We start from the raw sequence: 22,659 nt of genomic DNA on the forward strand, positions 1-22,659 counted from the left end.
TGTTATGACCGAAGAATATCCTTACCCCACTGACAGGTATGTGCTTTTGGGAAAAATAACCAAGGCGCAGGGCTTGCGGGGGGAGGTGAAAATTTTTTCTTTTTCCGGTCAGCCTGAAAATTTTCTGGGGTACGAGGAGCTTGTTCTGGTCAGCAAAACTGGAACCATATCCCCCCCCCTTGCTGTTGAAAATCTCAGGATCCAGGGGAAAACGGCCATCGTAAAACTGGCGTCGGTTACCAATCGAAACCAGGCCGAGGAACTTGAAGGCAGGGGTGTACTTCTTGCCAAAGACCTTCTTCCGGAGCCGGCTGGCGACGAATATTACTGGTACCGCTACGAGGGCAAGCTGGTCAGCGACATGAACGGCCGGAACATCGGCCGCGTGGAGAGTCTGTTCAACAATGGCGCCCAGGATATTCTCGTGGTCAAATCGGGAAAGGAAGAAATTCTTATCCCGATTATCAAAAGTATCATTGTCAGAGAAACAGATGAAGAACTGATCGTCGACCCACCACCTGGTTTGCTGGATCTCTATAATGAAACAGGCGACTCCAGGTGAAAGAATTCCCTGCATGATCTTTGACATTGTAACAATTTTCCCCGACCTTCTCGAATCGCCTCTGCAAGAGGGCATCATCCGAAGGGCGCGGATTAATAGACAGATCAGCACCAATATTATTGATCTCAGAGGCTTTGCCGACGGCCCGCATGCCATGACCGATGACCGGCCCTTTGGTGGCGGCGAAGGTATGGTCATGAAGCCTGAACCCCTGGCGGCGGCGGTAGAGAGCAGACAAAAGGACGACCAGGGATCGAGAGTCATTCTGCTCAGTCCGCAAGGTCGCAGGTATAATCAGACAGTTGCCGAGGAGCTCGCCTTAGAAAAACACCTCATTCTGGTCTGCGGACGGTACGAGGGTGTTGACGAGCGATTCCGCAGCTGTTATGTGGACGATGAAATATCCATCGGTGACTTTATCCTCACCGGCGGTGAACTGGCGGCGATGGTGCTTGTTGATTCAATCACCCGCCTGCTGCCCGGAGTCCTCGGCTGCGCTGATTCAGCAGCAAAAGATACCTTCAGTAGAAATCTACTGAAGCATCCGCAGTATACCAGACCGCGGGTGTTCAAGGAACTTCCGGTGCCGGAAGAGCTGCTATCCGGCAACCATGAAAAAATTGAGATATACCGGTTTATCTCCTCGGTTAAACGAACCCTGGAAAGACGGCCGGATTTGCTGCACAAGGAAATTTTTACCGCCGCAGAGGAAAGGCTGTTGAAAAAACACAACCTTTTTGAGGCGGTAACTCATTGTTATCGGGAACAAAAGGAAGCTACAGGGAAATGACCTCGCTTAACATTGCCCTGATCCATCATCCCGTAGTGAACAAGCGTGATGAAGTAATTGGTTCCGCCGTAACCAATCTGGATATACATGACATAGCCAGGGCGGCAAAGACCTATGGGGTCGCCAACTATTTCATAACGACGCCATACAAGGACCAGCAACAACTTGTCAGGGAATTATTGGCCCACTGGCAGACAGGACACGGCGCAACGTACAACCCGGCCAGGAAAGAAGCGCTTGCTATCGTCGAGCTTGCAGATTCCCTGGAAATGGTCATTGCACGCCTTGCAGAGCAATACGGCAGGCGACCACTGATTGTCGCAACAAGTGCGATTTTGCGGAACAACACAGTCAGTTATGTTGAAATTAGCCAGAGAATAGCCCAGGGATATCCGGTGTTGCTGCTTTTTGGTACAGCGCATGGCCTGGCCCCGGAAATAGTCCAGGAAACGGATGCAACACTCCCGCCGATCAAGGGAGGAACACAGTACAATCACCTCTCGGTTCGTTCAGCCGCGTCGATCATTATTGACAGACTGCTCGGCGCCTGAGAGTATATAAGTAAAGAAGCCAGCAATCGTATTTAGTCAAAAACAGGATTGAATCCTACCTATACTTCAACCTATACTTCAACCTATAGAAGACGCCATGAGCATAATTATTGACAGAATCAACCAGGAACAATTACGACAAGACCACCCCGATTTCCGACCCGGCGACACAGTAAAAGTACATATCCGCATCATTGAAGGCGGTAAAGAGCGGGTGCAGATGTTTCAAGGAGTGGTTATCAAGAGAAAGAACGGGACAATGGATGCCACCTACACCGTGCGGAAAATTTCCCATGGCGTCGGGGTGGAAAAGACTTTTTCTTATCACAATCCACGCATCGAACAAATTGACGTCATCACCCGGGGCCGTGTTCGTCGGGCTCGTCTCTATTACCTGCGCAACCTCACCGGGAAAGCTGCACGTATCCGTGAACGCGGACTGTCGCGTTAAGGGTACCGCGAGGTATCATCCCGGTTCTGACTTGGCTGTCGGCCTGCAGTCAGAACCGGACACGCACAGACAAAAGATCCTGCTCCGATGACCATCCTTTTTCCCGAACTCATCGGCAACGAGGATAATTTCAGGTTTGAGCGATACCTGCATAAAAAGGGTTTTTTCTCTGTTGCCGGGTGCGACGAAGCCGGTCGTGGACCGCTGGCCGGGCCGGTTGTTGCTGCCTGTGTTATCTTGCCCGCCCACTGTGACCACTCCTCTTTTGTCGATTCAAAAATCCTCACCCATCGGAAAAGACTCGAACTGAGCACCCGTCTGCAGGAAATTGGTGCCGCTTTTGCTATTGGTATTGTTTCCGAACAAAAAATAGACGAAATAAATATTCTGCAGGCCTCCCTGCTGGCTATGAAACGGGCGGTGAACAACCTCAAAGGGGTGGTTCCCGATTTCATTCTCGTCGACGGCAAATTTACCCTGCCCCTGCCCACGGCCCAGGCTGCGCTGGTAAAAGGAGAATCGAAAAGCAGCTCCATTGCCGCAGCAAGCATCCTGGCAAAAATTACCCGAGACCATATCATGGTCAAATACCACCAGCAATTTCCTGCCTACAATTTCCAGCAAAACAAAGGCTACCCTACTCGCACCCATCGCCTGGCCATAGAAACAAACGGCATCTGCCCAATCCATCGCAAAACTTTCCGGGGAGTCAGAGAATATGTTGAATAGTCGCCAGCGCCTCGGCCAAAGCGGTGAGAAAACAGTGGTCAGATACCTTGAGAAAAATGGTTATACAATACTCATCAAAAACTATCGCTGCAAAATCGGCGAAATAGATATCATTGCCAGAGATGGTGCATATCTTGTTTTTATTGAGGTCAAAACAAGATCCGGTCTCGGCTATGGTTCTCCCGCTGCAGCGGTTACCATAAGAAAGCAGCGCCAGATCACTCGAGCCGCACAATGGTACCTGGCGGAACAGCAGCTCTTCGATGTCCCGGCCAGATTTGACGTGATTTCCGTGCTCGGTGGAGAGGCCAACCGGCAGCAGATCGATCATATCAACAACGCATTTGATCTTTGCGAATAACTGCTCGGCTGCTTATTGTAGAATCCATGAAGAGCGTTGATTTAATAAGTTACCCCTGATCTTCTCTGACCGAGGGCTATGGTGGTTACATACACAAGAAATCTGTCCCTTGCCATTCTTGACTGCCTTGCTTAATTATTTTTTCGCGGTATACTAATTGCTTATGACTACAATAGGTATTACCATGGGTTGTCCTGCCGGGATCGGCCCTGAAATTATTCTTCGCTGTTTTGCCGGGAACCACAATTCCTCCGGGCTGCAGACAGTTGTTCTCGGAGACCAAAAGGTTCTTGAAAAATGCGGGGCAGACCTCCGGTTACCTGCCCCCTGCGTGCCATGGACGCCAGGTACCCCTTTGCCTGAGCAGGGTATCCCCGTCGTGCAACTTTCCGCACTTCGCCCGGAAGATATTCAATGGGGACACCCCAATGACGCCACCGGTGGTGCTATGGCCCATTACATTGAGGCGGGGGTACAACTGGCGCAGCGGGGATTCATACAGGGGATAGCGACGTGTCCCATTTCCAAACGCTCCCTCAATGATGCGGGATACCATTTTCCCGGTCACACAGAAATGCTGGCGAGTCTTACCAATACGTCCAACTACGCCATGATGCTGGCCGGCAGCAAACTCCGCGTCACCCTGGTCACCATTCACTGTCCGCTTCGTGAGGTGGCTTCACTTCTCACCATCGAAGCGGTTTCCCGCATGATCCGTATGACGCACCAGGCGCTGAGGATTGACTTTGCCATCAAAGCCCCGAGGATCGCCGTCGCCGGACTCAACCCCCATGGCGGCGAGGACAAACTGTTCGGTGACGAAGAAGTGCAGATCATCGGACCGGCGGTGGAACAGGCCCGAGCAGACAATATCAACGTCTTTGGCCCTTATCCAGCCGATACGGTGTTTTTCAAAGCCGCCTCCGGGGCATTTGATGCGGTGGTCTGCATGTATCACGACCAGGGACTTATTCCTTTTAAACTGCTCCATTTTGCCGATGGCGTCAACATCACCCTCGGCTTGCCTCTTGTCCGTACCTCCGTTGATCACGGCACCGCTTATGATGTTGCCGGGAAAGGCCTTGCCGACCACCACAGTCTTGACGAAGCAGTACGACTCGCCGCAGCTATAAGCCGCAACCGATCCATCTACCATGGTCAAAAGATGACACTATGAGCAACCTGGTCAGACGAGGGAGATTGATCGTATTTGAAGGCACCGACGGCACAGGGAAGTCAACCCAGCTGCAGCTGCTCGGTCATTACCTGCAGGACGAAGGCTATGCGATCCTCACCACCCGAGAACCAACCGAGGGACGCTATGGACAGAAGATACGTTCCCTGTATATGGACCGGAATCACTACAGCCGTGAAGAAGAGCTGGAGCTGTTTTTAGCCGATCGTCGGGAGCATGTACAGAAGGTTCTGGCACCGGCCCTGGAGCAGGGAAAAGTTATTCTCTGCGATCGTTATTTTCTCTCCACCGTTGCCTACCAGGGGGCCAGGGGATTTGACCCGGAACACATCCTCGAACTGAACCGCTTTGCCCCCGAGCCGGATCTGGCCCTGCTTTTCCAGGTGCCCCTCGACACCGGCCTGGACAGAATCACCTTTGGGCGCGGCGACGTGCTGAACGATTTCGAGCAAAGGGACAATCTTGCTCGCGTTGCCGCTATCTTTTCCAGCATCAAACGACCCTATATCCGACCGATTGACGCCCGGGGGTCGATTGCCGCGGTGCACCGCCTGGTCATAGAGTATGTTCGCCCTCTTCTCCCTGTATTATCAACTGATCAGGTTTAAGTTATGGCCTTCTGCTCGCATCTTCTCAGTGCTCTCTGCTGCTGCCTCCTGCTCAGCTCCTGTCCGGTTGCCCAGCCGGCCGCAGATCAGACGCCCCCTGCCCCTGCCCCAGTGACGGCAGTCGCAGAAGATCAGGTCGATCTGTCCTGTGCGTATTTTTATTTTCTCTGGGGAACCCACGCCGAATTCCATGAACAGTATGCCGAAGCACTCGAGGCCTACGAGAAGGCTTTGATCTGCGACCAGGAAGCCGCATATATAAAAGAGAAAATCCCCCTGCTCCTCCTTAAAATGGGCGAGTTTGCCAAAGCGGCCGACTGGCTCGCCCAGGCCATAGAGGACCATCCCGACAGCAACACCTATCGGCTGCTTCTGGCAAGTCTGTATATTCAACAGGACAACATCGAAGAAGCTCTGGAGCTGTATAACCAGGTACTTGACAGAGAACCGGACAATGAAGGCGTCCACCTGCGTCTTGCCCTTCTCTACAGCCATTTGGAGCGATACCAACAGGCCGAGGAAATATTCAGAAAACTGCTGGCCAACGACGTTGATTCTTATTTTACCCACCTGTCCTATGCCAGACTGCTCAAACAGATGGAAAAATTTCAGGATGCGGCGAAGGAATACGAAAAGGCCCTGTCCCTAAACTGGTCAAAAGAATTGGCCTTTGAAATCGGCTTTTTCTACGGCGACCAGGAAATGTACAGTGACGCCCTGCGCATCTACACGACAATAACTGATGAGGACCCGTTTGATGAACGGGCCGCACTCAGCCGAATTCAAACCCTTCTTGACCTGGAGCAAAACGTGGAGGCCCTCGAAGCGTTGTACAATGCTCGCCTGTACAGTGAAAACCCGACACATATCGATCTCATCATCGCCAAGGTGCTGTTGCGGCAGAATGAAGAGAGCGAGGCAAAAAAAGTGCTCAGCAAAATCATCAAGGAAGAGGACAATTCCGAAGCGCGCTATTTGCTCGCCTTGCTCGCCTACCAGGAAAAAGATTATGCCACCAGCCTCACTCATCTCGGGCACATTAAAAGCAGCAGCGATGAACTTGAAGAGGCTGTGTATCTGCAGACCCGCATCTACCAGACACTGGGCAACATCGATGAAGCGATCAAGCTTCTGCAGACACACACCGCGGCCAAAGCCAACGGCAGTCCGATTTTCTATGCCCTTCTGTCTTCTCTTTACCAGGCAAAAGGGGAGAACAATAAAGCCATGACCCTCATGGAAGCGGCGATCAATTTCTACCCGGACAATCATCAGCTGCTTTTTGAATATGGCCTGGTGCTGGAGAAAAACGGCATGTATGAACAGGCCATCGGTATAATGGAAAAGGTGCTGGTACTGCAGCCGGATCATGCCGAAGCACTTAACTATATCGGCTACACCTGGGCCGACAAGAACATGCATCTCAAAAAGGCACTGGAATACATTCTCCGGGCAAATACCCTCAAACCGGATAACGGTTTCATAATCGATAGCCTTGGCTGGGTGTATTTCCGCCTTGGGGATTTCCAAAAAGCAGTCCGCGAACTCGAACGTTCTTTGGAGCTGATACCCGATGACCCAAACATCTACGATCACCTTGGCGACGTCTACCGCTCTCTAAAGAGATTTCCGGAGGCAAGAGAGGTTTACCAAAAGGCCTATGAGCTGTTTAAAGATGAGAAAAGCAAAGCAGAGATACAACAAAAAATCGATGCCCTGGAAAAGTGATACGTTCCTCTTTGTGCAGTGTCAGCAGACCCTGCTCTTCCTGCTTGCCGCCCTTTTTCTTGCCGGTTGTGCAGGAAAACCATGGACGGAACCACTTGGCGACGCTGCAGTTGACTCCGTCACCCAACAGGTCGACGCTCTTGTGGCCCGAGATACACGATGTGGCGGGACGCTGGAAGGGGATCTTGCCCTTATCTACGAGAATCCTCTGGAAAAAAAAGCATTGCGTGGCTTTCTGCAGTTTTCTATGCCCTCCTTGTATAGATTTGTCATGACCAACCCCTTCGGCCAGCCGATTTTCGTCATCGTCGGGGATCAGAACTCTTTTCAGGCGATTAACACTCTGCAAAAAGATTATCTGGCAGGAAGCCTTCGTTCCTTTTGTCTGCGCAATAACATTCCCGCATATTTCCTCAAAAGCGACTGGGGATCCCTGCTGACCGGAAGAAACCTCCTGCCGAGTCAGGCAATAACCGATATCCGCCAGGATCGGAATGGAAAAGGCGTGTGGCTGACATTTCAGAACAAGGACCAGTCTGGCGTATCCCATCTGCTTCTGGACCGGGAAAAAGAGGTCTTTATCGAACGCATTCTGGAAAACGGCAGAGGCAAAAAGGTCGCGGAAATTTTCTATGGTGACTGGCTGACGCTGGGAGAGTGCCGGCAGCCTCTGGACATCAGCATCGCCGGACTGGATTACGGAACAGACATACATATCAAGCTGGCAAACGTACACATCAGCGATGAGAAGAAGACATTCCGATTACAGCCCCCACCTGGTTATTCTCAGCAGTTTATGCCGTAAATTACACCATATCAGAAATGCACCATCTCTCTTCCCATGAGTGCTCTTTTCCTGGTGTCAATTATTGGCCGGTCAACTTTGCAGCAGTCATCTCGTTGACAATCAAAACAAAGAGGTTGTCATTTCTGAAAAAGACCTGATGTAATTCATAATCCCGGTCGGGCGAGAGTTCAAGGACAACGCGCACCTGCTCCGGGTCATGGAGCCTGACGGTGCGAATGCGCTCAATGTATTGACCATTCGTCGCGATGAATTTATCAACCTCCGGCCCTATATCCGTTGCCATGAAATCACAGAAAACCCGTGGCGAGGATTTTTCGATCGCCGAGACGGTGGGCGGGAAAAAATCATTCAAGCGAAAGAGGGCCATCTCCCCTTTGCCGGAAGAATCGTCAAAGGAAATTTCAAGAATTGTCGGCCGTACCGAGGCGGTAACACCCTCTGCGGCTGGCTCCTCTGCTCCTTCCCTGTCGGAAAAAACAGGGGGGACGTTTTTTTCGTCGAGCGGCCCGGCGGAAGTTTCCTCCCGGCTCGGCAGCGCCTTTGGGCTTTGCAGCGAAGGCTTGGGAATGACAGTATGTTGCGGCTCTGCGGTTGCCGAGGTGAGGGTCACGACCAGCGTGTTTTCCTGCGCAAAATACTCGCTGTCATAGTGCACCGGCATATCTTTCGACAAATCAACAACGACTCTGGTCTTCCTGACCGGCGTTTGATGAAAACCTATTCGGATAGCCGCCGCCACGCCACTATCGGGCAGGGCAATGACGTTTTTTCCCTGATAATCAGACTGGGGAAAATCGAGGACCAGACGTGGGTTGTCTCCCTGTATGGTAAATATTTTCGGGATAATGCGGGCCGTCAATGTCAAGGTAATCGTCTCTTTGACCGCGGAATGTTTTCTATGCGAAATCGATGTGATCACGGCCGCCTGCTCCAGTTCGGCAAAAGCGGTCGAAGGCAGCAAGACCCCGATTACAAATACAACCAGCAACAGCCCCATGTCCACCGGGGTCACAGCACGAGAGGCTAACCACTTCATCTAACACATCCTTTTTTACATATTATAACAAATGCTTATACTACTATTTTCGCTTAACCTCCTTGATTACATCATCCCCTCTTGAAAAGTCAATCAAATTTAAGTAAATGAAAGGTCTGGTCCGCGCGGCCATACGTCACCCCAGCCTCTTCTCCCCGGTAATTTTCTATGGATTGCTCATGACAGATCGCACAATACTTTCGTCCATCACCCGCCCAGGTCGCTACCTCGGCCATGAATATAACTCCGTGCAAAAGGAATGGCAGTCGACAAAGATCCGTTTTGCCCTCATCTTTCCCGATCTCTATGAGATCGGCATGTCACATCAGGGCCTGCAGATTCTCTACCATCTTTTGAACAGCAAAGAAGATTTCCTGGCGGAAAGATGCTATTGCCCCGATACCGACCTCGAACAGCTCCTGCGGCAGAAAAATGCGCCGATTACCAGCCTTGAGTCGGCTCACCCTCTCACCGATTTCGATGTGCTGGGCATCACCCTGCCCTATGAACTCTGCTACAGCAATATTCTGACTATCCTCAATCTCGCTGCCATTCCCCTCTACGCACGCGACCGGGATACCTCGTTTCCTTTACTGCTCGGCGGAGGGGCATGTTCGCTTAATCCTGAACCGGTGGCGGATTTTTTTGATGCCATTCTCCTCGGTGACGGTGAGGAAGCAATTCTCGAGATTGCTTCGCTACTCGCGGCACATAAAGCTGACAAGCCGGCAAAAGATGCGTTGCTTGATTTGCTGGCCACTATCGACGGCGTGTATATACCGGCCCATTTCCAGCCCCGATACAGCCCCGCAGGACAACTGCTTGTGGTCGAGCAGACAGGCGGCGGCAAACAGCATATTTCCCGCAGGGTTGTCAGCGATCTTAATGAAATAGATCATCTGAAACATCCCATCGTGCCGAACGCAAAAATTGTCCACGATCGGCTGGGCATCGAGGTCGCCCGTGGCTGCACCCGGGGCTGCCGCTTCTGCCAGGCGGGAATCACCTATCGACCGGTGCGGGAACGAAGCCCGGAAAAAATTATGCAGCTGGCTCAAAGCGGCCTGGATGATTCAGGCTTTGAGGAACTGGCCCTGCTGTCACTGTCCACCGGAGACTATTCCTGCCTGGAACAGACCCTTGCCCAGTTAATGGACAGCTTTGCCGGAAGATTCATCTCGGTTGCCATGCCTTCCATGCGCGTGGGAACACTTACTTCGGAGATAATGGAACAGGTAAAAAGAGTCCGCAAGACCGGCTTTACCCTGGCCCCGGAAGCCGGCAGCGAACGATTGCGCCGGGTCATCAACAAGGGGATCACCGAAGACGACCTGCTTGCCACCTGTACCCAGGCCTTCGCCCTTGGCTGGCGGATCATGAAGTTTTACTTTATGATCGGCCTGCCGACCGAAACGGAACAGGATATTGACGAGATTATCCAACTGGTGCATAAAGCCCTGGCGGTGCGCGATGTTGGGCCAGCAAAAGGGAAAAAACAGATAAACGTCAGCGTCGGCACCTTTGTCCCGAAACCGCACACCCCCTTCCAGTGGGAGCGGCAGATGAGCATCGACGAGAGTATGCGGTTTATCCGTCGTCTGCAAAACGGTCTTCCGCGCAAAGGATGCAATTTCCGCTACCATAGCCCGCAGATCAGTTTTCTCGAAGGGGTATTTTCCCGCGGGGACCGGCGTCTTGGCCGACTTATCGAACTCGCCTGGCAGGCCGGTGCGCGCCTTGACGGCTGGGATGAGCACTTCGATCTGTCACGCTGGCAAAAGGCGGCGGAACTCTGCCGGCTTGACCTTGGCGATTTTCTCCGTGCCAGGGAGTTGGACGAAACCCTGCCCTGGCAACATCTCCATACCGGCGTTGATCTTCAGTTCTTAAAGGACGAACTGGACAAGGCCAAAGGTGAAATCTATACCCCGGACTGCCGCTACGAGGCCTGCCAGAAATGTGGTCTCTGCGACTTCAAAAGCCTTTTTCCCATTGTCTATAATCGGTCAAAAAATAGCCTAGAGAGTGCACAAACAGTCTCCCCTGCCAAAACCCCTGAAAGGACAAATGACCCGAGCGCAACCGGTCATTTTAAATATATGGTCCACTATTCCAGAATCGGTGATATCTGTTTTCTTGGTCATCTGGAGATACTGCAGACAATCTTTCGCGCCCTGCGCCGTGCATCAATTGCGACCAACTACAGCCAGGGATTCAATCCATCGCCGAAAGTCTCCTTCGGACCAGCGCTGCCGGTAGGAACAGAAAGCCTGGCAGAGTTTTTTATCATGGACCTGCCGGCCCCCCTGAAAAATCCGGCCGCAACCGTAGAACGGCTCAATGCCAAACTGGCGCCCGGTTTACTGGTGACAAACATTGAACTCCATTCCGGCGATGTGCCGCAAAGAATCTGCACAACCTATTCCCTGACGCTCCCTGCAGCTATTACCGACTCGGAAAAAGGACGGGCCGAGGCGTTTGTCAACAGCAGCGAATATATCATGCGCAAAACCAGGAAAGGAAAAACCACGGCAATCGACATCCGACCACTGATCATCGATTTTTCCATAGTCAATGCTGCTACCATACAGCTGCAGATGATCTCGGCCAGTGCGCAGGCGGGAATTAAACCACTTGAGGCGCTGACGGAAATTCTCGGCCTCGACACAGAGCGCAGCCTGCAGACGAGAATTGTCAAAACTGCCTGGCACAAACTCGATGCACCGATTAAAGTGTCACGACAAGGGGCGCAAAAAGGCCGGTAACCTGTGTAAGGTGGATACATTTATAGAGCAAAATCCCATGGCACATACATCGAAAGATCTCCTCTTCGCATGCAGGCTCTGCGGCAGCATATTGTGGCTGGTGCTGCTGTTGCAGCCTTATCTCGCCTGGAGCTCGCCGGGGGCCATACCTGCTATTGCTAACGGTGGCTATATCGTCCGGGAGGACGCCGCATTGCTGCAATACCGCGAGCAGGAGCTGTTTATTCCCGCCTCAACCCTGAAAATCCTCACCAGCCTGATCGCTCTCGAGAAACTCGGCAAGGACTTCCGCTTCGAAACGCATTTCTTTCTCGATGAGCAAAAAAATCTGTATATCAAAGGCTACGGCGATCCTTTTCTGACCTCGGAAACTCTCCTGGAAATAGGGACAAAAATTGCCGCACTCGGCATCGACCGGCTAGGCTCACTCTTTCTTGACGAAAGCAGCTTTTTTCTCAATGGCGAGTCGGCAAGTTTTGAGAATTCCGCCAATCCCTACGATGCACCGAATGGAGCCCTGGCGGTAAATTTTAATGCTCTGCCGGTGTATGTGGGAAAAGACACCACCATTCTCTCAGGCGAACCGCAGACGCCTCTTATCGCCCTGATGAAGGAAACAGGCGCCAATCTGCCGCAAGGTCGTCACCGTATAAATATCGGGATCTTGTCGCAACCCGGCCAACTTTCCCCCGCCCTTCGCTACACCGGGGAATTATTTGTTGCCCAATTTCAACAGGCGGGGATACGCGTTGAAAAAGGCTACCAAGAAAAACTCGTCCCGATCGGCCTGCGCCCGATCTATATCCACCGCGGCAGCCATTCGCTGGAAGAGATTATCCGGGCATGTCTGAAAACTTCCAACAACTATATTGCCAACCAGCTATTTCTTGCCTGCGGCGCCAGATATTTCGGATTGCCGGCAACCTGGGACAAATCCCGTCGAGTCTTTGCCATTTTTGCCGAGAAAGTCCTGCAGCTCAGTGCACAGCAAATCTTTGTCACCGAAGGCTCCGGACTGTCAAGACGAAACAGAATAAGTCCTGTTGCACTGCTTGCTATCCTTGACCTTTTTAAACCCTATAGTTCACTCCTTAACCAGAAGAACAATATCCTGCTGAAGAGCGGAACAATGAAAGATATCTACTGTTATGCCGGATATTTCTCCCAGGGTACCGAACTGACCCCTTTTGCCATCCTGCTCAATCAACCGCAAAATAATAGAGACAGCGTCCTCCAGGCATTGCATATGGCCCTGCAGCAGCGAAAATCCCCGTAAACAGATTGATAACCATTTGAAATAAAGCCTGTATTGGGTTGTTTCTCAAGGGAAATTGCTTGCATTTAGGCAACGCTTGGTTCATTATTTTGAGCAGGAATCAGGAGGTGCTGAAAGGAGCACCCCTCAAGGGGGATTATAACTCAAGGGCATGCACCTATGCTCCCCTCGTCATGCAGGACCACGAAAAGGCTGTATTACTCGACAAGCAATCGTTTACCCAGGAGATTTCCATGTCAGCACGACTGTTTCGCCGCATTGTCAGCATGGGGCTTCTTTTCCTCTGCCCTCTTTTTTTCAGCGGATGCAGTGCCCCTCCGGGTAACGCCGCAGATGGAAAGAAGTGGTATATGATGCATAATTGTCATGCATGCCATGGCGTCCATGGCGATGACGGCCGTGCTGCCAAGATCGCCGGCATCAACATGGGCTTTGGCAGCTTTGTCAGGAAGCTCAGGACGACTGACGCACCGATCATGCCGTTTTTTCCGGAATCTAAAATTTCCCAGCAGGACGCAGCTGACATATATGCCTACCTGCAATCCATAACACCCGGAGAAGCTCGCTAAAGAGTCGTCAAACAGGTTGTTTCCGACAAAGTGTGAAAATCCTGTATATTTTCAGTGATAATGGTTACTGTTAGGAAAAAGCACTAAGATTCCCTCATCTGATAAGGAGAACTGTATGGTAGAAAATCTCTATTCGTTCCTGTCTGCAGTCGGATTCACCCATCCACTTCACCCAATGCTTACGCATGTACCGATGGGGATGATAATCGGCATGGTTGTTTTTGCGACCCTCGGTTTACTCTGGAAGGACAAAAATTTCGATCAGACCGCCTTTTATTGTTCGGTGCTTGCCCTGGTAGCAATCCTGCCTGTAATAGGTGCGGGAATTCTTGACTGGCTGCATTTCCAGCAGGCAGAGTGGAATGTCTTCATTATCGTCAAGATGATCCTTGGAGGAATCCTTACCGTACTGCTGGTTTTTTCCTTCATGCTGAAAAGAAGGGGGGTGACGCCGGGCAAGATGTGGCTTCTCTATCTCCTCTGCCTTGCCTGCGCCGGCGGCTTGGGCTATTCCGGCGGAGAGCTGGTCTACGGTTAATATCGTAAAGCAGCATTGGCCACCACCCGGTTTGACCAGACGACCATAACCGGGTGGCGGATTTTTTTACTTCTTTTCAGATAGTTTTTTGAGGAGATTTTCGTCGAGAACCGTGAGAAACTCTTCGGTGGTCAGATAATGCGCGGCCTGCAGGTCTTTGCCGTGGATACACAGGGCAAGGTCCTTGGTCATCTTCCCGCTCTCAACCGTCTCAACACAAACCGTTTCCAAGGCATCACAAAAGGCGATGAGCTCGGCGTTATTGTCCAGTTTGCCGCGAAACGCCAGTCCTCTGCTCCAGGCAAAAATAGAGGCAATGGGATTGGTTGATGTGGGATTGCCCTTCTGGTGCTCCCGATAGTGACGGGTAACTGTGCCGTGGGCGGCCTCCGCCTCCATGGTTTTGCCGTCCGGGGTGACCAGTACTGAGGTCATCAGGCCGAGAGAGCCAAATCCTTGCGCCAGGGTATCCGACTGGACATCCCCATCATAGTTTTTACAGGCCCAGACAAAGCCCCCTTCCCATTTCAGTGCTGCGGCAACCATATCGTCTATCAGCCGATGCTCATAGGAGATGCCCTGGGCATCCATCTTCTCTTTATAGGTAGACTGGTAGAGTTCTTCAAAAATATCCTTAAACCGGCCGTCGTATTTTTTTAGAATAGTATTTTTGGTGGACAAATACAGCGGCCATTTCTTGTGCAATGCTTGATTAAAGCAGGAATGGGCAAAGCCGTAAATCGATTCATCGGTGTTGTACATGGTCATCGCCACCCCGCCGCCCTGAAAATGGAAAACCTCATAGTTCTGTCCCTCGCCCCCTGCATCCGGAGTAAAGGAGACGGTCAATTTCCCGCTTTCTTTGACGACAAAGTCGGTTGCACGATACTGATCGCCGTAGGCATGGCGGCCGATACAGATCGGTTTTTTCCAGGTGGTGACCAGGCGAGGTATATTGCTGACCATGATCGGTTCACGAAACACGGTACCCCCAAGAATATTTCTGATTGTACCATTTGGAGAACGGTACATTTTTTTCAGCCCAAACTCTTCGACTCTTGATTCATCCGGGGTAATAGTTGCACATTTGATTCCTACACCGAATTTCTTGATGGCATTGGCCGCATCAACGGTGATCTGATCATCTGTTTCATCACGTTTTTCAATGCCGAGATCATAGTAGCGGATATCTACATCCAGATAGGGGAAGATCAATTTGTCCTTTATGAATTGCCAGATGATGCGCGTCATTTCATCGCCATCAAGCTCTACGACCGGATTGCTTACAGGTATTTTTTTCATCATTTTACTTTCGGGTTAAAGTTCTCTCTCGACCAGCAAAAGACTGGTGGTTCTGTTATTTTTGCAACTCACCTTGTCAACACATACAGAATAGGGGCCATAATACAGGTAATCACCTAAAGTTGCTACCAGGCAAAACATAAAATCGTCTGCCGACCCTGTGCATCGGTACTCTTTATTCGTCCATCACCCCTCTTTTATTTCGCATTGGTTTTCGTTTTCTCTTTGCATTATGCCAAAAAGGACCTATGCTATATAATTTTTCTCTGCCTTCTTCAACAATCAGAGCATCACCTCAATCAACGCTATATTTTCATCAGTTATGAACAAACAACTCACCCAGGAAATAGCCAAAAGACGAACCTTCGGCATCATCAGTCATCCGGATGCCGGAAAAACAACCCTTACCGAGAAACTTCTTCTCTTTGGCGGCGCCATCAACATGGCAGGTGCCGTCAAATCCCGCAAGGTCGAACGGCACGCGACAAGTGACTGGATGGCTATTGAGCAGGAGCGCGGCATTTCCGTCACCACCTCGGTGATGAAATTCACCTATCGGGATTATGAGATCAACCTTCTCGACACCCCCGGCCACCAGGATTTCTCCGAAGACACCTACCGGGTTCTCACCGCCGTCGATTCGGCCATCATGGTCATTGACAGCGCCAAGGGCGTAGAATCGCAGACCGAAAAACTGATGGAAGTCTGCCGTATGCGCAATACCCCGATCATCACTTTTATCAATAAACTTGATCGTGAGGGCCAGTCGCCACTTGAAATCATGGCCGAAATTGAGGAAAAGCTGCAGATTGAGTGTACCCCGCTGTCCTGGCCTATAGGCATGGGCAAGACCTTTAAAGGGGTGTACAATATCTATCAGAAGACGCTCCATCTCTTTACCCCCGGCCAGAATACCCGCAACATCAAAGGGATCTTGATTGAAGATCTCGACGATCCCAAGGTCAATGAGCTGCTAGGGAAACAGGCCGCCGAAGATCTCCGGGAGGATATCGAGCTTCTCGAGGGCGCGGCCAATCCCTTTGAGTACGACCATTATTTGCAGGCCAGCCAGACGCCGGTCTTTTTCGGCAGCGCCATCAACAACTTCGGCGTCCGTGAAATGCTCGACTGTTTTGTCGAAATGGCCCCGCCGCCCAGCCCGCGGCAGTCGGCCAGCCGTTTAGTCGATCCCCACGAAGAGGATTTTTCCGGCTTCGTTTTTAAAATCCAGGCCAATATGAATCCGGCACACAGGGATCGTATCGCTTTTTTCCGCATCTGTTCCGGAAAATTTACCCGCGGGATGAAAGTAAAACATCATCGCCTGGGAAAAGACATAACCCTGGCCAACGCGACGATCTTCATGGCGCAGGAGCGTGCCAACGTTGACGAGGCCTGGCCGGGCGACATTATCGGCCTGCATAACCACGGCACCATCAAAATCGGCGACACCTTTACGACGAAGGAAATGCTCAAGTTTACCGGTATTCCTAATTTTGCCCCGGAGCATTTCCGTAGGGTGCTGCTGAAAGATCCCCTGAAAATGAAACAACTGCAGAAGGGTCTGCTCCAGCTCGCAGAAGAAGGCGCCATCCAGGTATTCCGCCCCTTGATCGGCTCGGACTATATCATGGGCGCCGTTGGTGTGTTGCAGTTTGAGGTCACCATGGCCCGCCTGCAGAATGAGTACGGCGTGAAAGCAATTTATGAGCCGGTTAATTTCCAGGCGGCACGGTGGGTTCGCTGCGAGGACAAAAAGGCCCTGGCGGAATTTGAAAGAAAAAACCAGGGAGCCCTGGCCTATGACGCAGAGGGATTCCTCACCTACCTGGCACAGAATGAGTGGATGCTGAAATATTTCATGGAAAAATGGCCAGATATTATCTTTGACAAAACAAGGGAAAATATTTGAGACACCCAGTGTGATCCGCGTCCTGCCGGCAACACAACCGTCAACAAGGACGACTATTCTTCTTCCCCGGCATCGACAAAGATTAACGCCTGCCCTGATGTCAGCGCTGTAGCGCTTTTTTTTCTGGCAATGGTGATTATGCGCTGGATCGTTCCCCGGGAGACGCCCATGCTCTGGCCGGCCTCCTCCTGGGTCATCCCCTCGGCATCACACAAACGCAGTGCCTCCAGCTCATCCCGGTGCAACTCAATCTGTTTCAGCTCGGTCAGTGGAGTTCCCGTCGGCTTAAAGGCTCTGCCGCAGAACCTCCCCTGACAATTTCTCGTTTTCTTAGGTCTTGGTGACATGCTTTCCTGCTCAACGTGAAACGGAAGAATGATTCAATCTCTCAGTGGTGGCAGTTGCCCGATCCCTTACAAACCTGATCGGCATGCATGACAGGCAGCCGACCGGCAGTAAAGCCAAAAACGACGTCCTGTACTGTTTTCATACTGCTTCGATCGGCAAAATAGACGGTGATGCCCACATCGGCAAAACCACGCATGGGCCTTGCCCCCATTCCGCCGACAATAATCGAATCCGCACCGGCATCCTGGAGAATTTTCACCGGTACCAGACACCCTCCCGCCTGATGGTCGCCGTTCTGAATGATTGTCACGTCTTTGATGTGCTTTTTTTCATCAATATCGACCATGGTAAAAATATCACAATGGCCGAAGTGATCCGAACGATCAGCATCAAGACCGCCCGGAGAATTTGTCGGAATAGCTATACGCATTTTCATCACTCCTACTTAATTAATTTTAGTACCTTATACCCTTTTTTAAACATATGCACATCATTTTCCTCTGCACTGCTGTCGGACAACAAACATGCTGAAACTTCTTTCTATAGCATATGCAGGACAAGGATAAACACGTGCAAGGAACAAGCAATAGATATCAGCAATAGATATCGGCAATAGACATCGAGAACAGGATCAGGTAGATTAGCTCCAGCAAAAAGTATAATTTTGTAACATCAAACATCAAAAACTGAAAGACAAAAGAACGAATACCGGTCAAGCCATCCACCATCGACAAGCGAACGCAAGGTTTTCCTGCCGGAGAGCAGTCTGGTTAACAGACACCATCTACCGGTTCATTGCGTTTCAACATAAAGCACGCCGCCATGCACTGCAAACCCAAATTGTTCAGCCTCATTGTCCTTGTGATAATGATCTTTTCGACCATTGCCGGTGCCCAGGTCGCTCCAGAAAAAAAAGCAACCATCAACGAATTAACGGCCACCACCTCGGAGACACACCTCATCGTCTTCGGCACCCTCGAAAACAGCTTTACCTCGGAAATGATAGACCTCCTGCACAGCGGCATTCCACTACGTTTTTCTTTTTATGTCGAGCTGTATAAAACTACGGAAAATTGGCGAGATGAACTGATAATTACCAATAATTTTCAACATATCTTGACGTTCGACACCTTGAAAGAGAACTATAAGGTCACTCTCGAAGAAGACAATAACAAGGTACTGTCCTTCAGATCTCTTTTGGAAGCACAGAAAGAAATAAACGAAATTAATGGTGTCAAAGTGGTGGAGCTTGAACAGCTCCTGCCGGATAATCGGTACAAACTCAAAATGAAGGCGGAACTCTACCGGAAAACCTTACCTCTCAGTCTGCATAATATCCTTCCTTTTCTTTCCTGGTGGGATATTGAAACCGACTGGCATACTCTGACCTTTACTTTCTGACCTTGACCATGGGAACACCTTCACCGGAAGGCAAGCCGAACACCAGGCGGCTGCCATACACTGCAAAACAGCTGCGTCAGAAACAAAAATTGATCCGCCGGGTCATTGTCGTCTGCCTGCTTCTCATTCCTCTCTTTATCTGGCTGCAAAGCCACCTTCTGAGTGACGAAATTGACTTACCGATCAACAACAGTATCCTCATTTTTGCCCTGATAAATGTTAATGTTCTCCTGGTCCTGGTCGTCCTTTTCCTGGTTTTACGGAATCTTGCAGAGCTGTTATTTGAGAGAAAGGTCAACCGGCTCGGCAATAAACTTAAAACAAAACTGATCGCCTCGTTTCTCTCGCTGACCCTTATCCCCACCATACTGCTCTTTTTTGTCGCCCTGCAGTTTGTCTCAACCAGTATGGATTACTGGTTTAATGCCAGCATAGAAAATTCTCTGACGGAATCGCTCAAACTTGCCCAGTCCCTGTTACGTGAGAAAGAAGAACAGGTGACCCAGATGAGTGAAGGTATTGCCGAGCGGCTGAATACTCTGGATATGGCGGCCTATACCCCCGAGACAATCAGCGAGACACTGGAAAACATTCTCACCTTCAACCCGATTAACGGCCCGGACAGCATCTCCCTGATAACCAGCGACAAGAACCTGGAAATAAGCGTCAAGGGACCGCAGCTTCGCGGCACCATTCTTCCTAAAATACCTTCCAGTGTCCTTGAACGGGTGAAAAACGGCCATGCCCGCGAGATCCTCATTCAGGAGATGCGCAGCGGTGACCTGATCAATTGCATTGCCGAGGTGCAGATCGGCGGAGAGGACATCGGCCGGGCAGTGCTCATCACTTCTCTTTTGGTAAAAAGTGAGCAACTGGCCCGAATGACCAATATTTCCCAAGGCATTGAAGGCTACAGACAACTCAAGCATTTTAAAGAACCTTTCAAATTCTGGCTGCTCATCATTCTGCTGATCGTCACGCTGCTGATCATTTTCGCGGCAATCTGGTTTGGTCTGTATATCTCCCGAGGTATCACCGACCCGCTGGAAAAACTGGTGCTGGCCACCAGGAGGGTAGCCGACGGCGACCTGGAATTTGTTATGGAAAGTGAGTCGAGGGATGAAATGGGCCTGCTCGTCGAGTCCTTCAATCAGATGACGTGCAACCTGAACTCCAGCAATAAAAAACTCGCCGAGACCCATTCCGCTCTGCAGAAAAGCTCGCAGGAGTCGGAACAACGACGAAGATACACGGAAATCATCCTGCAAAATGTATCCGCAGGTGTCATATCCCTCGACGAAGACGGCCGGATAACCACCATCAACCGCTTTGCCGAAAAACTGCTCAGCATCGACAAATCCCTCTTCATCGGCTTGAAATTTGCCGATGTACTGCCGCCCTACCAGGCGGCAATCATTGACGGTTTCATCGAAGAACTTGAGGTAACCGGCAAGATGACCGTGGAACAGCACATAAAAATCAACGTGCTTGGCAAGTTTTTCTCCCTGCTGGTCAATTTTACCCGGCTGGAAGATGAAGAGAGCAAACCGGTTGGCTTTGTCCTTGTTTTTGACAACCTGACCAAGCTTGAAAAAATGCAGCGTATGGCGGCATGGCGAGAGGTGGCAAGGCGTATAGCCCACGAGATCAAGAACCCCTTGACCCCGATCCAGCTCTCGGCCCAGCGGCTTCGCCGGCGCTATCCGGAAATCCTCCGTGAAGAAAACAGCATCTTTGACCAATGCACCAGCACTATCATCACCCAGGTCGATGAACTGAAAAGACTCGTCAGTGAATTTTCTCAGTTCGCCAGGATGCCAAAAGTACACAAATCCCCGGAAAATCTGGCTAAACTCGCCAAGGCCACGCTTTTTCTTTATCAGGAAGGGCACAAGAACATCGCCTTTAGTTGTCGCGAGGAAACACCCATTCCGATTTTCAGTTTTGACGCCGAACAGATCAAACGCTGCCTGATCAATCTCCTCGACAATGCGGTTGCAGTTTTACCTGATGGGGGTACAATAGGGATCGATCTCTCCCTCGATCAGGAGCAGGAAAACGTCTTTATCAAGGTACACGATGATGGTCCGGGAATATCGAAAGAGACTAAATTGAAACTTTTTGAACCCTATTTTTCCACCAAGAAAACCGGTACCGGGCTGGGGTTGGCTATTGTCTCGACGATCGTATCCGACCACAACGGCTACATTCGGGTGCAGGATAACACGCCGAAAGGCTCAGTCTTCATAATTGAATTACCACTCCTGAATAGACAATAGTTACAGTGTACATCCTGCAAGCTGTAAACGTTCACCTGTTTTATGCCCAAGCGTAACAAGACCAATGAATAAACGCATACTGATAATAGATGACGAGATAAGTATCCAGGAGTCCCTGGCCGGAGTGCTGGAAGATGAGGGATTTTCCGCCATATGCGTCTCTTCCGCCGAAGAAGGACTTGAGCTCCTTGAGACGACAAACGTCGATCTCGTCCTCCTCGATGTCTGGCTGGGCGATAACATGGACGGCATGACTGCTCTGGAAAAAATCCATGCGCTCTACCCTCTGCCGGTTATTATGATTTCCGGACATGGCAGCATCGAAACAGCCGTCCAGGCAACCCGTAAGGGAGCCTTTGACTTCATCGAAAAACCGCTTTCTTACGATAAAATCATTCTCGCCGTCACCAACGGCCTGCGCTTTGCCAAGCTTGAACAGGAAAACCTTCTGCTGCGCCAGGGCTCGGCCCAGAAATCGATCCTGACCGGAGAATCGCCAGCCATACAGGGTTTGAAAAGACAGATTGACATGGTTGCCCCAACCGATGCCTGGGTACTGATACGGGGTGACCACGGTACAGGCAAGGAACTGGTCGCCCAGTCCATCCACCGGGCCTCGGCATCAAGTGATCAGCCGATGATCGAGGTGAATTGTGCTGCCATTCCCGAAGAATTGATCGAATCGGAACTCTTCGGTCATGAAAAAGGCTCTTTTACCGGAGCCCATATAAGCAAACGCGGCAAATTTGACCAGGCGGATGGCGGGATACTTTTTTTAGATGAGATCGGCGACATGAGCCTTAACACCCAGGCGAAAATCCTGCGTATCCTGCAAGAACAGAAATTCGAGAGGGTCGGCGGCAATAAAACAATCAAGGTCAACGTCCGGGTGCTTGCCGCTACCAACAAAAATCTCGAAGAAGAGATCGAGAGCGGCAATTTCCGGGCCGACCTGTTCTGGCGCCTGAATGTCGTACCCATTCATGTCCCGAGACTGTGCGACCGCCTCGAGGATATCCCTCTGCTCGTCGAGGCCCTGATGAAACTTCTCGTCGGCCGGGGGATAAAACACAAAGAATTCAGCCCCGATGCCTATCAAGCCCTTATGGAACATCATTGGCCGGGCAACGTGCGTGAACTGAGAAATTTTATTGAACGGCTGGCGATCATGTGCCAGGAACCGACCATTACCGCCGCTCACATCCGCATGTTTCTCAATCCAAAACAGCAATCCGGTTTGGTCGGTGGCAGCTCCGGCCTGAATCCTTTTTTAGCCGCCGACTATAAAACAGCCAAGAGACTCTTTGAGAAAGAGTACCTGCAGCAAAAACTTTTGCAAAACGATAACAATATCTCCAAAACAGCTGAGCAGGTCGGCCTGGAAAGGAGCCACCTGCACAAGAAGCTTAAATCCTTCGAAATTATTCAGTGACCTAAAGAAGCTCAACAG

22 protein-coding genes are annotated in these 22,659 nt (G+C 50.9%); 18 read left to right on the forward strand and 4 right to left on the reverse strand.

Annotated features, from left to right (window positions below):
* Positions 1–4: 4 nt before the first annotated feature.
* The 10 genes from rimM (at position 5) to ACYQ8U_RS06640 (ending at position 7,780) form a co-directional block, all read left to right on the forward strand.
* Positions 5–562, forward strand: coding sequence for a ribosome maturation factor RimM (gene rimM / locus ACYQ8U_RS06595; RefSeq protein WP_459944737.1), 558 nt, complete (start codon positions 5–7; stop codon positions 560–562).
* Positions 563–575: 13 nt separating this feature from the next.
* On the forward strand, positions 576–1,352 hold the full coding sequence (trmD, locus tag ACYQ8U_RS06600; protein WP_459944738.1) for a tRNA (guanosine(37)-N1)-methyltransferase TrmD: 777 nt from the start codon (positions 576–578) through the stop codon (positions 1,350–1,352).
* On the forward strand, positions 1,349–1,903 hold the full coding sequence (locus ACYQ8U_RS06605; RefSeq protein ID WP_459944739.1) for an RNA methyltransferase: 555 nt from the start codon (positions 1,349–1,351) through the stop codon (positions 1,901–1,903). Before trmD ends, ACYQ8U_RS06605 begins: the two co-directional genes overlap by 4 nt.
* Positions 1,904–2,000: 97 nt before the next feature.
* On the forward strand, positions 2,001–2,354 hold the full coding sequence (gene rplS, locus ACYQ8U_RS06610) for a 50S ribosomal protein L19 (protein ID WP_459944740.1): 354 nt from the start codon (positions 2,001–2,003) through the stop codon (positions 2,352–2,354).
* Between the two features lie 87 nt (positions 2,355–2,441).
* Complete coding sequence (gene rnhB, locus ACYQ8U_RS06615; protein WP_459944741.1) at positions 2,442–3,083, forward strand: ribonuclease HII; 642 nt, start codon at positions 2,442–2,444, stop codon at positions 3,081–3,083.
* Entirely contained in the window at positions 3,073–3,444 is a 372-nt protein-coding gene (locus tag ACYQ8U_RS06620) for a YraN family protein (protein WP_459944742.1), read from the forward strand. The genes rnhB and ACYQ8U_RS06620 overlap by 11 nt, the downstream gene beginning before the upstream one ends.
* Before the next feature lie 163 nt (positions 3,445–3,607).
* Positions 3,608–4,621, forward strand: coding sequence for a 4-hydroxythreonine-4-phosphate dehydrogenase PdxA (gene pdxA, locus ACYQ8U_RS06625; RefSeq protein ID WP_459944743.1), 1,014 nt, complete (start codon positions 3,608–3,610; stop codon positions 4,619–4,621).
* Positions 4,618–5,247 carry a dTMP kinase gene (gene tmk, locus ACYQ8U_RS06630; RefSeq protein WP_459944744.1) on the forward strand — a complete coding sequence of 210 codons (630 nt, stop codon included), beginning with the start codon at positions 4,618–4,620 and terminating at the stop codon, positions 5,245–5,247. The genes pdxA and tmk overlap by 4 nt, the downstream gene beginning before the upstream one ends.
* Before the next feature lie 3 nt (positions 5,248–5,250).
* The gene (locus ACYQ8U_RS06635) at positions 5,251–6,975 is read left to right on the forward strand and encodes a tetratricopeptide repeat protein (RefSeq protein ID WP_459944745.1); all 1,725 of its coding nucleotides are present in this window, start codon (positions 5,251–5,253) and stop codon (positions 6,973–6,975) included.
* Positions 6,923–7,780: a hypothetical protein gene (locus ACYQ8U_RS06640; RefSeq protein WP_459944746.1), complete on the forward strand. Its 858-nt coding sequence runs from the start codon at positions 6,923–6,925 to the stop codon at positions 7,778–7,780. Before ACYQ8U_RS06635 ends, ACYQ8U_RS06640 begins: the two co-directional genes overlap by 53 nt.
* 61 nt (positions 7,781–7,841) lie before the next feature.
* Here ACYQ8U_RS06640 and ACYQ8U_RS06645 read toward each other — a convergent pair whose 3' ends face one another.
* Positions 7,842–8,819, reverse strand: coding sequence for an AMIN domain-containing protein (locus ACYQ8U_RS06645; protein ID WP_459944747.1), 978 nt, complete (start codon positions 8,817–8,819; stop codon positions 7,842–7,844).
* 179 nt (positions 8,820–8,998) lie between these two features.
* On the opposite strand from ACYQ8U_RS06645, the gene ACYQ8U_RS06650 reads away from it, so the two are divergent.
* From ACYQ8U_RS06650 to ACYQ8U_RS06665, 4 genes are all read left to right on the forward strand, one after another.
* The gene (locus ACYQ8U_RS06650) at positions 8,999–11,584 is read left to right on the forward strand and encodes a TIGR03960 family B12-binding radical SAM protein (protein WP_459944748.1); all 2,586 of its coding nucleotides are present in this window, start codon (positions 8,999–9,001) and stop codon (positions 11,582–11,584) included.
* Positions 11,585–11,621: 37 nt separating this feature from the next.
* On the forward strand, positions 11,622–12,860 hold the full coding sequence (locus ACYQ8U_RS06655) for a D-alanyl-D-alanine carboxypeptidase/D-alanyl-D-alanine-endopeptidase (RefSeq protein WP_459944749.1): 1,239 nt from the start codon (positions 11,622–11,624) through the stop codon (positions 12,858–12,860).
* A 107-nt stretch (positions 12,861–12,967) separates the two neighbouring features.
* Positions 12,968–13,429, forward strand: coding sequence for a c-type cytochrome (locus ACYQ8U_RS06660; protein WP_459944750.1), 462 nt, complete (start codon positions 12,968–12,970; stop codon positions 13,427–13,429).
* A 115-nt stretch (positions 13,430–13,544) separates the two neighbouring features.
* Complete coding sequence (locus ACYQ8U_RS06665; RefSeq protein ID WP_459944751.1) at positions 13,545–13,967, forward strand: DUF2231 domain-containing protein; 423 nt, start codon at positions 13,545–13,547, stop codon at positions 13,965–13,967.
* Positions 13,968–14,033: 66 nt separating this feature from the next.
* On the opposite strand, the gene ACYQ8U_RS06670 is transcribed toward ACYQ8U_RS06665, so the two are convergent.
* Positions 14,034–15,269, reverse strand: coding sequence for an isocitrate dehydrogenase (NADP(+)) (locus ACYQ8U_RS06670; protein WP_459944813.1), 1,236 nt, complete (start codon positions 15,267–15,269; stop codon positions 14,034–14,036).
* A gap of 322 nt (positions 15,270–15,591) precedes the next feature.
* Between ACYQ8U_RS06670 and ACYQ8U_RS06675 the strand changes: the two genes are divergently transcribed.
* A complete protein-coding gene (locus ACYQ8U_RS06675; RefSeq protein ID WP_459944752.1) occupies positions 15,592–17,181 on the forward strand; it encodes a peptide chain release factor 3 in 1,590 nt (529 codons plus the stop codon).
* Between the two features lie 53 nt (positions 17,182–17,234).
* Here ACYQ8U_RS06675 and ACYQ8U_RS06680 read toward each other — a convergent pair whose 3' ends face one another.
* Complete coding sequence (locus ACYQ8U_RS06680) at positions 17,235–17,528, reverse strand: DUF134 domain-containing protein (RefSeq protein WP_459944753.1); 294 nt, start codon at positions 17,526–17,528, stop codon at positions 17,235–17,237.
* Between the two features lie 41 nt (positions 17,529–17,569).
* Positions 17,570–17,959, reverse strand: a complete 390-nt coding sequence (locus ACYQ8U_RS06685; RefSeq protein WP_459944754.1) for a NifB/NifX family molybdenum-iron cluster-binding protein — start codon at positions 17,957–17,959, stop codon at positions 17,570–17,572.
* Between the two features lie 392 nt (positions 17,960–18,351).
* On the opposite strand from ACYQ8U_RS06685, the gene ACYQ8U_RS06690 reads away from it, so the two are divergent.
* The 3 genes from ACYQ8U_RS06690 to ACYQ8U_RS06700 all read left to right on the forward strand — a co-directional run bounded on the left by ACYQ8U_RS06690 (position 18,352) and on the right by ACYQ8U_RS06700 (position 22,641).
* Entirely contained in the window at positions 18,352–18,930 is a 579-nt protein-coding gene (locus tag ACYQ8U_RS06690; protein WP_459944755.1) for a DUF4390 domain-containing protein, read from the forward strand.
* An 8-nt stretch (positions 18,931–18,938) separates the two neighbouring features.
* Positions 18,939–21,209, forward strand: coding sequence for a sensor histidine kinase (locus ACYQ8U_RS06695; RefSeq protein WP_459944756.1), 2,271 nt, complete (start codon positions 18,939–18,941; stop codon positions 21,207–21,209).
* A 64-nt stretch (positions 21,210–21,273) separates the two neighbouring features.
* A complete protein-coding gene (locus ACYQ8U_RS06700) occupies positions 21,274–22,641 on the forward strand; it encodes a sigma-54-dependent transcriptional regulator (protein WP_459944757.1) in 1,368 nt (455 codons plus the stop codon).
* Positions 22,642–22,659: the final 18 nt, after the last annotated feature.

Source organism: Desulfocastanea catecholica (assembly GCF_054657295.1).

Excerpts from the sequence above, each read along its gene's own strand:
- rimM (WP_459944737.1), top strand. The coding sequence starts at position 5 with ATGACCGAAGAATATCCTTACCCCACTGACAGGTATGTGCTTTTGGGA.
- trmD (WP_459944738.1), top strand. The coding sequence starts at position 576 with ATGATCTTTGACATTGTAACAATTTTCCCCGACCTTCTCGAATCGCCT.
- ACYQ8U_RS06605 (WP_459944739.1), top strand. The coding sequence starts at position 1,349 with ATGACCTCGCTTAACATTGCCCTGATCCATCATCCCGTAGTGAACAAG.
- rplS (WP_459944740.1), top strand. The coding sequence starts at position 2,001 with ATGAGCATAATTATTGACAGAATCAACCAGGAACAATTACGACAAGAC.
- rnhB (WP_459944741.1), top strand. The coding sequence starts at position 2,442 with ATGACCATCCTTTTTCCCGAACTCATCGGCAACGAGGATAATTTCAGG.
- ACYQ8U_RS06620 (WP_459944742.1), top strand. The coding sequence starts at position 3,073 with ATGTTGAATAGTCGCCAGCGCCTCGGCCAAAGCGGTGAGAAAACAGTG.
- pdxA (WP_459944743.1), top strand. The coding sequence starts at position 3,608 with ATGACTACAATAGGTATTACCATGGGTTGTCCTGCCGGGATCGGCCCT.
- tmk (WP_459944744.1), top strand. The coding sequence starts at position 4,618 with ATGAGCAACCTGGTCAGACGAGGGAGATTGATCGTATTTGAAGGCACC.
- ACYQ8U_RS06635 (WP_459944745.1), top strand. The coding sequence starts at position 5,251 with ATGGCCTTCTGCTCGCATCTTCTCAGTGCTCTCTGCTGCTGCCTCCTG.
- ACYQ8U_RS06640 (WP_459944746.1), top strand. The coding sequence starts at position 6,923 with ATGAGAAAAGCAAAGCAGAGATACAACAAAAAATCGATGCCCTGGAAA.
- ACYQ8U_RS06645 (WP_459944747.1), bottom strand. The coding sequence starts at position 8,819 with ATGAAGTGGTTAGCCTCTCGTGCTGTGACCCCGGTGGACATGGGGCTG.
- ACYQ8U_RS06650 (WP_459944748.1), top strand. The coding sequence starts at position 8,999 with ATGACAGATCGCACAATACTTTCGTCCATCACCCGCCCAGGTCGCTAC.
- ACYQ8U_RS06655 (WP_459944749.1), top strand. The coding sequence starts at position 11,622 with ATGGCACATACATCGAAAGATCTCCTCTTCGCATGCAGGCTCTGCGGC.
- ACYQ8U_RS06665 (WP_459944751.1), top strand. The coding sequence starts at position 13,545 with ATGGTAGAAAATCTCTATTCGTTCCTGTCTGCAGTCGGATTCACCCAT.
- ACYQ8U_RS06670 (WP_459944813.1), bottom strand. The coding sequence starts at position 15,269 with ATGAAAAAAATACCTGTAAGCAATCCGGTCGTAGAGCTTGATGGCGAT.
- ACYQ8U_RS06675 (WP_459944752.1), top strand. The coding sequence starts at position 15,592 with ATGAACAAACAACTCACCCAGGAAATAGCCAAAAGACGAACCTTCGGC.
- ACYQ8U_RS06680 (WP_459944753.1), bottom strand. The coding sequence starts at position 17,528 with ATGTCACCAAGACCTAAGAAAACGAGAAATTGTCAGGGGAGGTTCTGC.
- ACYQ8U_RS06685 (WP_459944754.1), bottom strand. The coding sequence starts at position 17,959 with ATGCGTATAGCTATTCCGACAAATTCTCCGGGCGGTCTTGATGCTGAT.
- ACYQ8U_RS06690 (WP_459944755.1), top strand. The coding sequence starts at position 18,352 with ATGCACTGCAAACCCAAATTGTTCAGCCTCATTGTCCTTGTGATAATG.
- ACYQ8U_RS06695 (WP_459944756.1), top strand. The coding sequence starts at position 18,939 with ATGGGAACACCTTCACCGGAAGGCAAGCCGAACACCAGGCGGCTGCCA.
- ACYQ8U_RS06700 (WP_459944757.1), top strand. The coding sequence starts at position 21,274 with ATGAATAAACGCATACTGATAATAGATGACGAGATAAGTATCCAGGAG.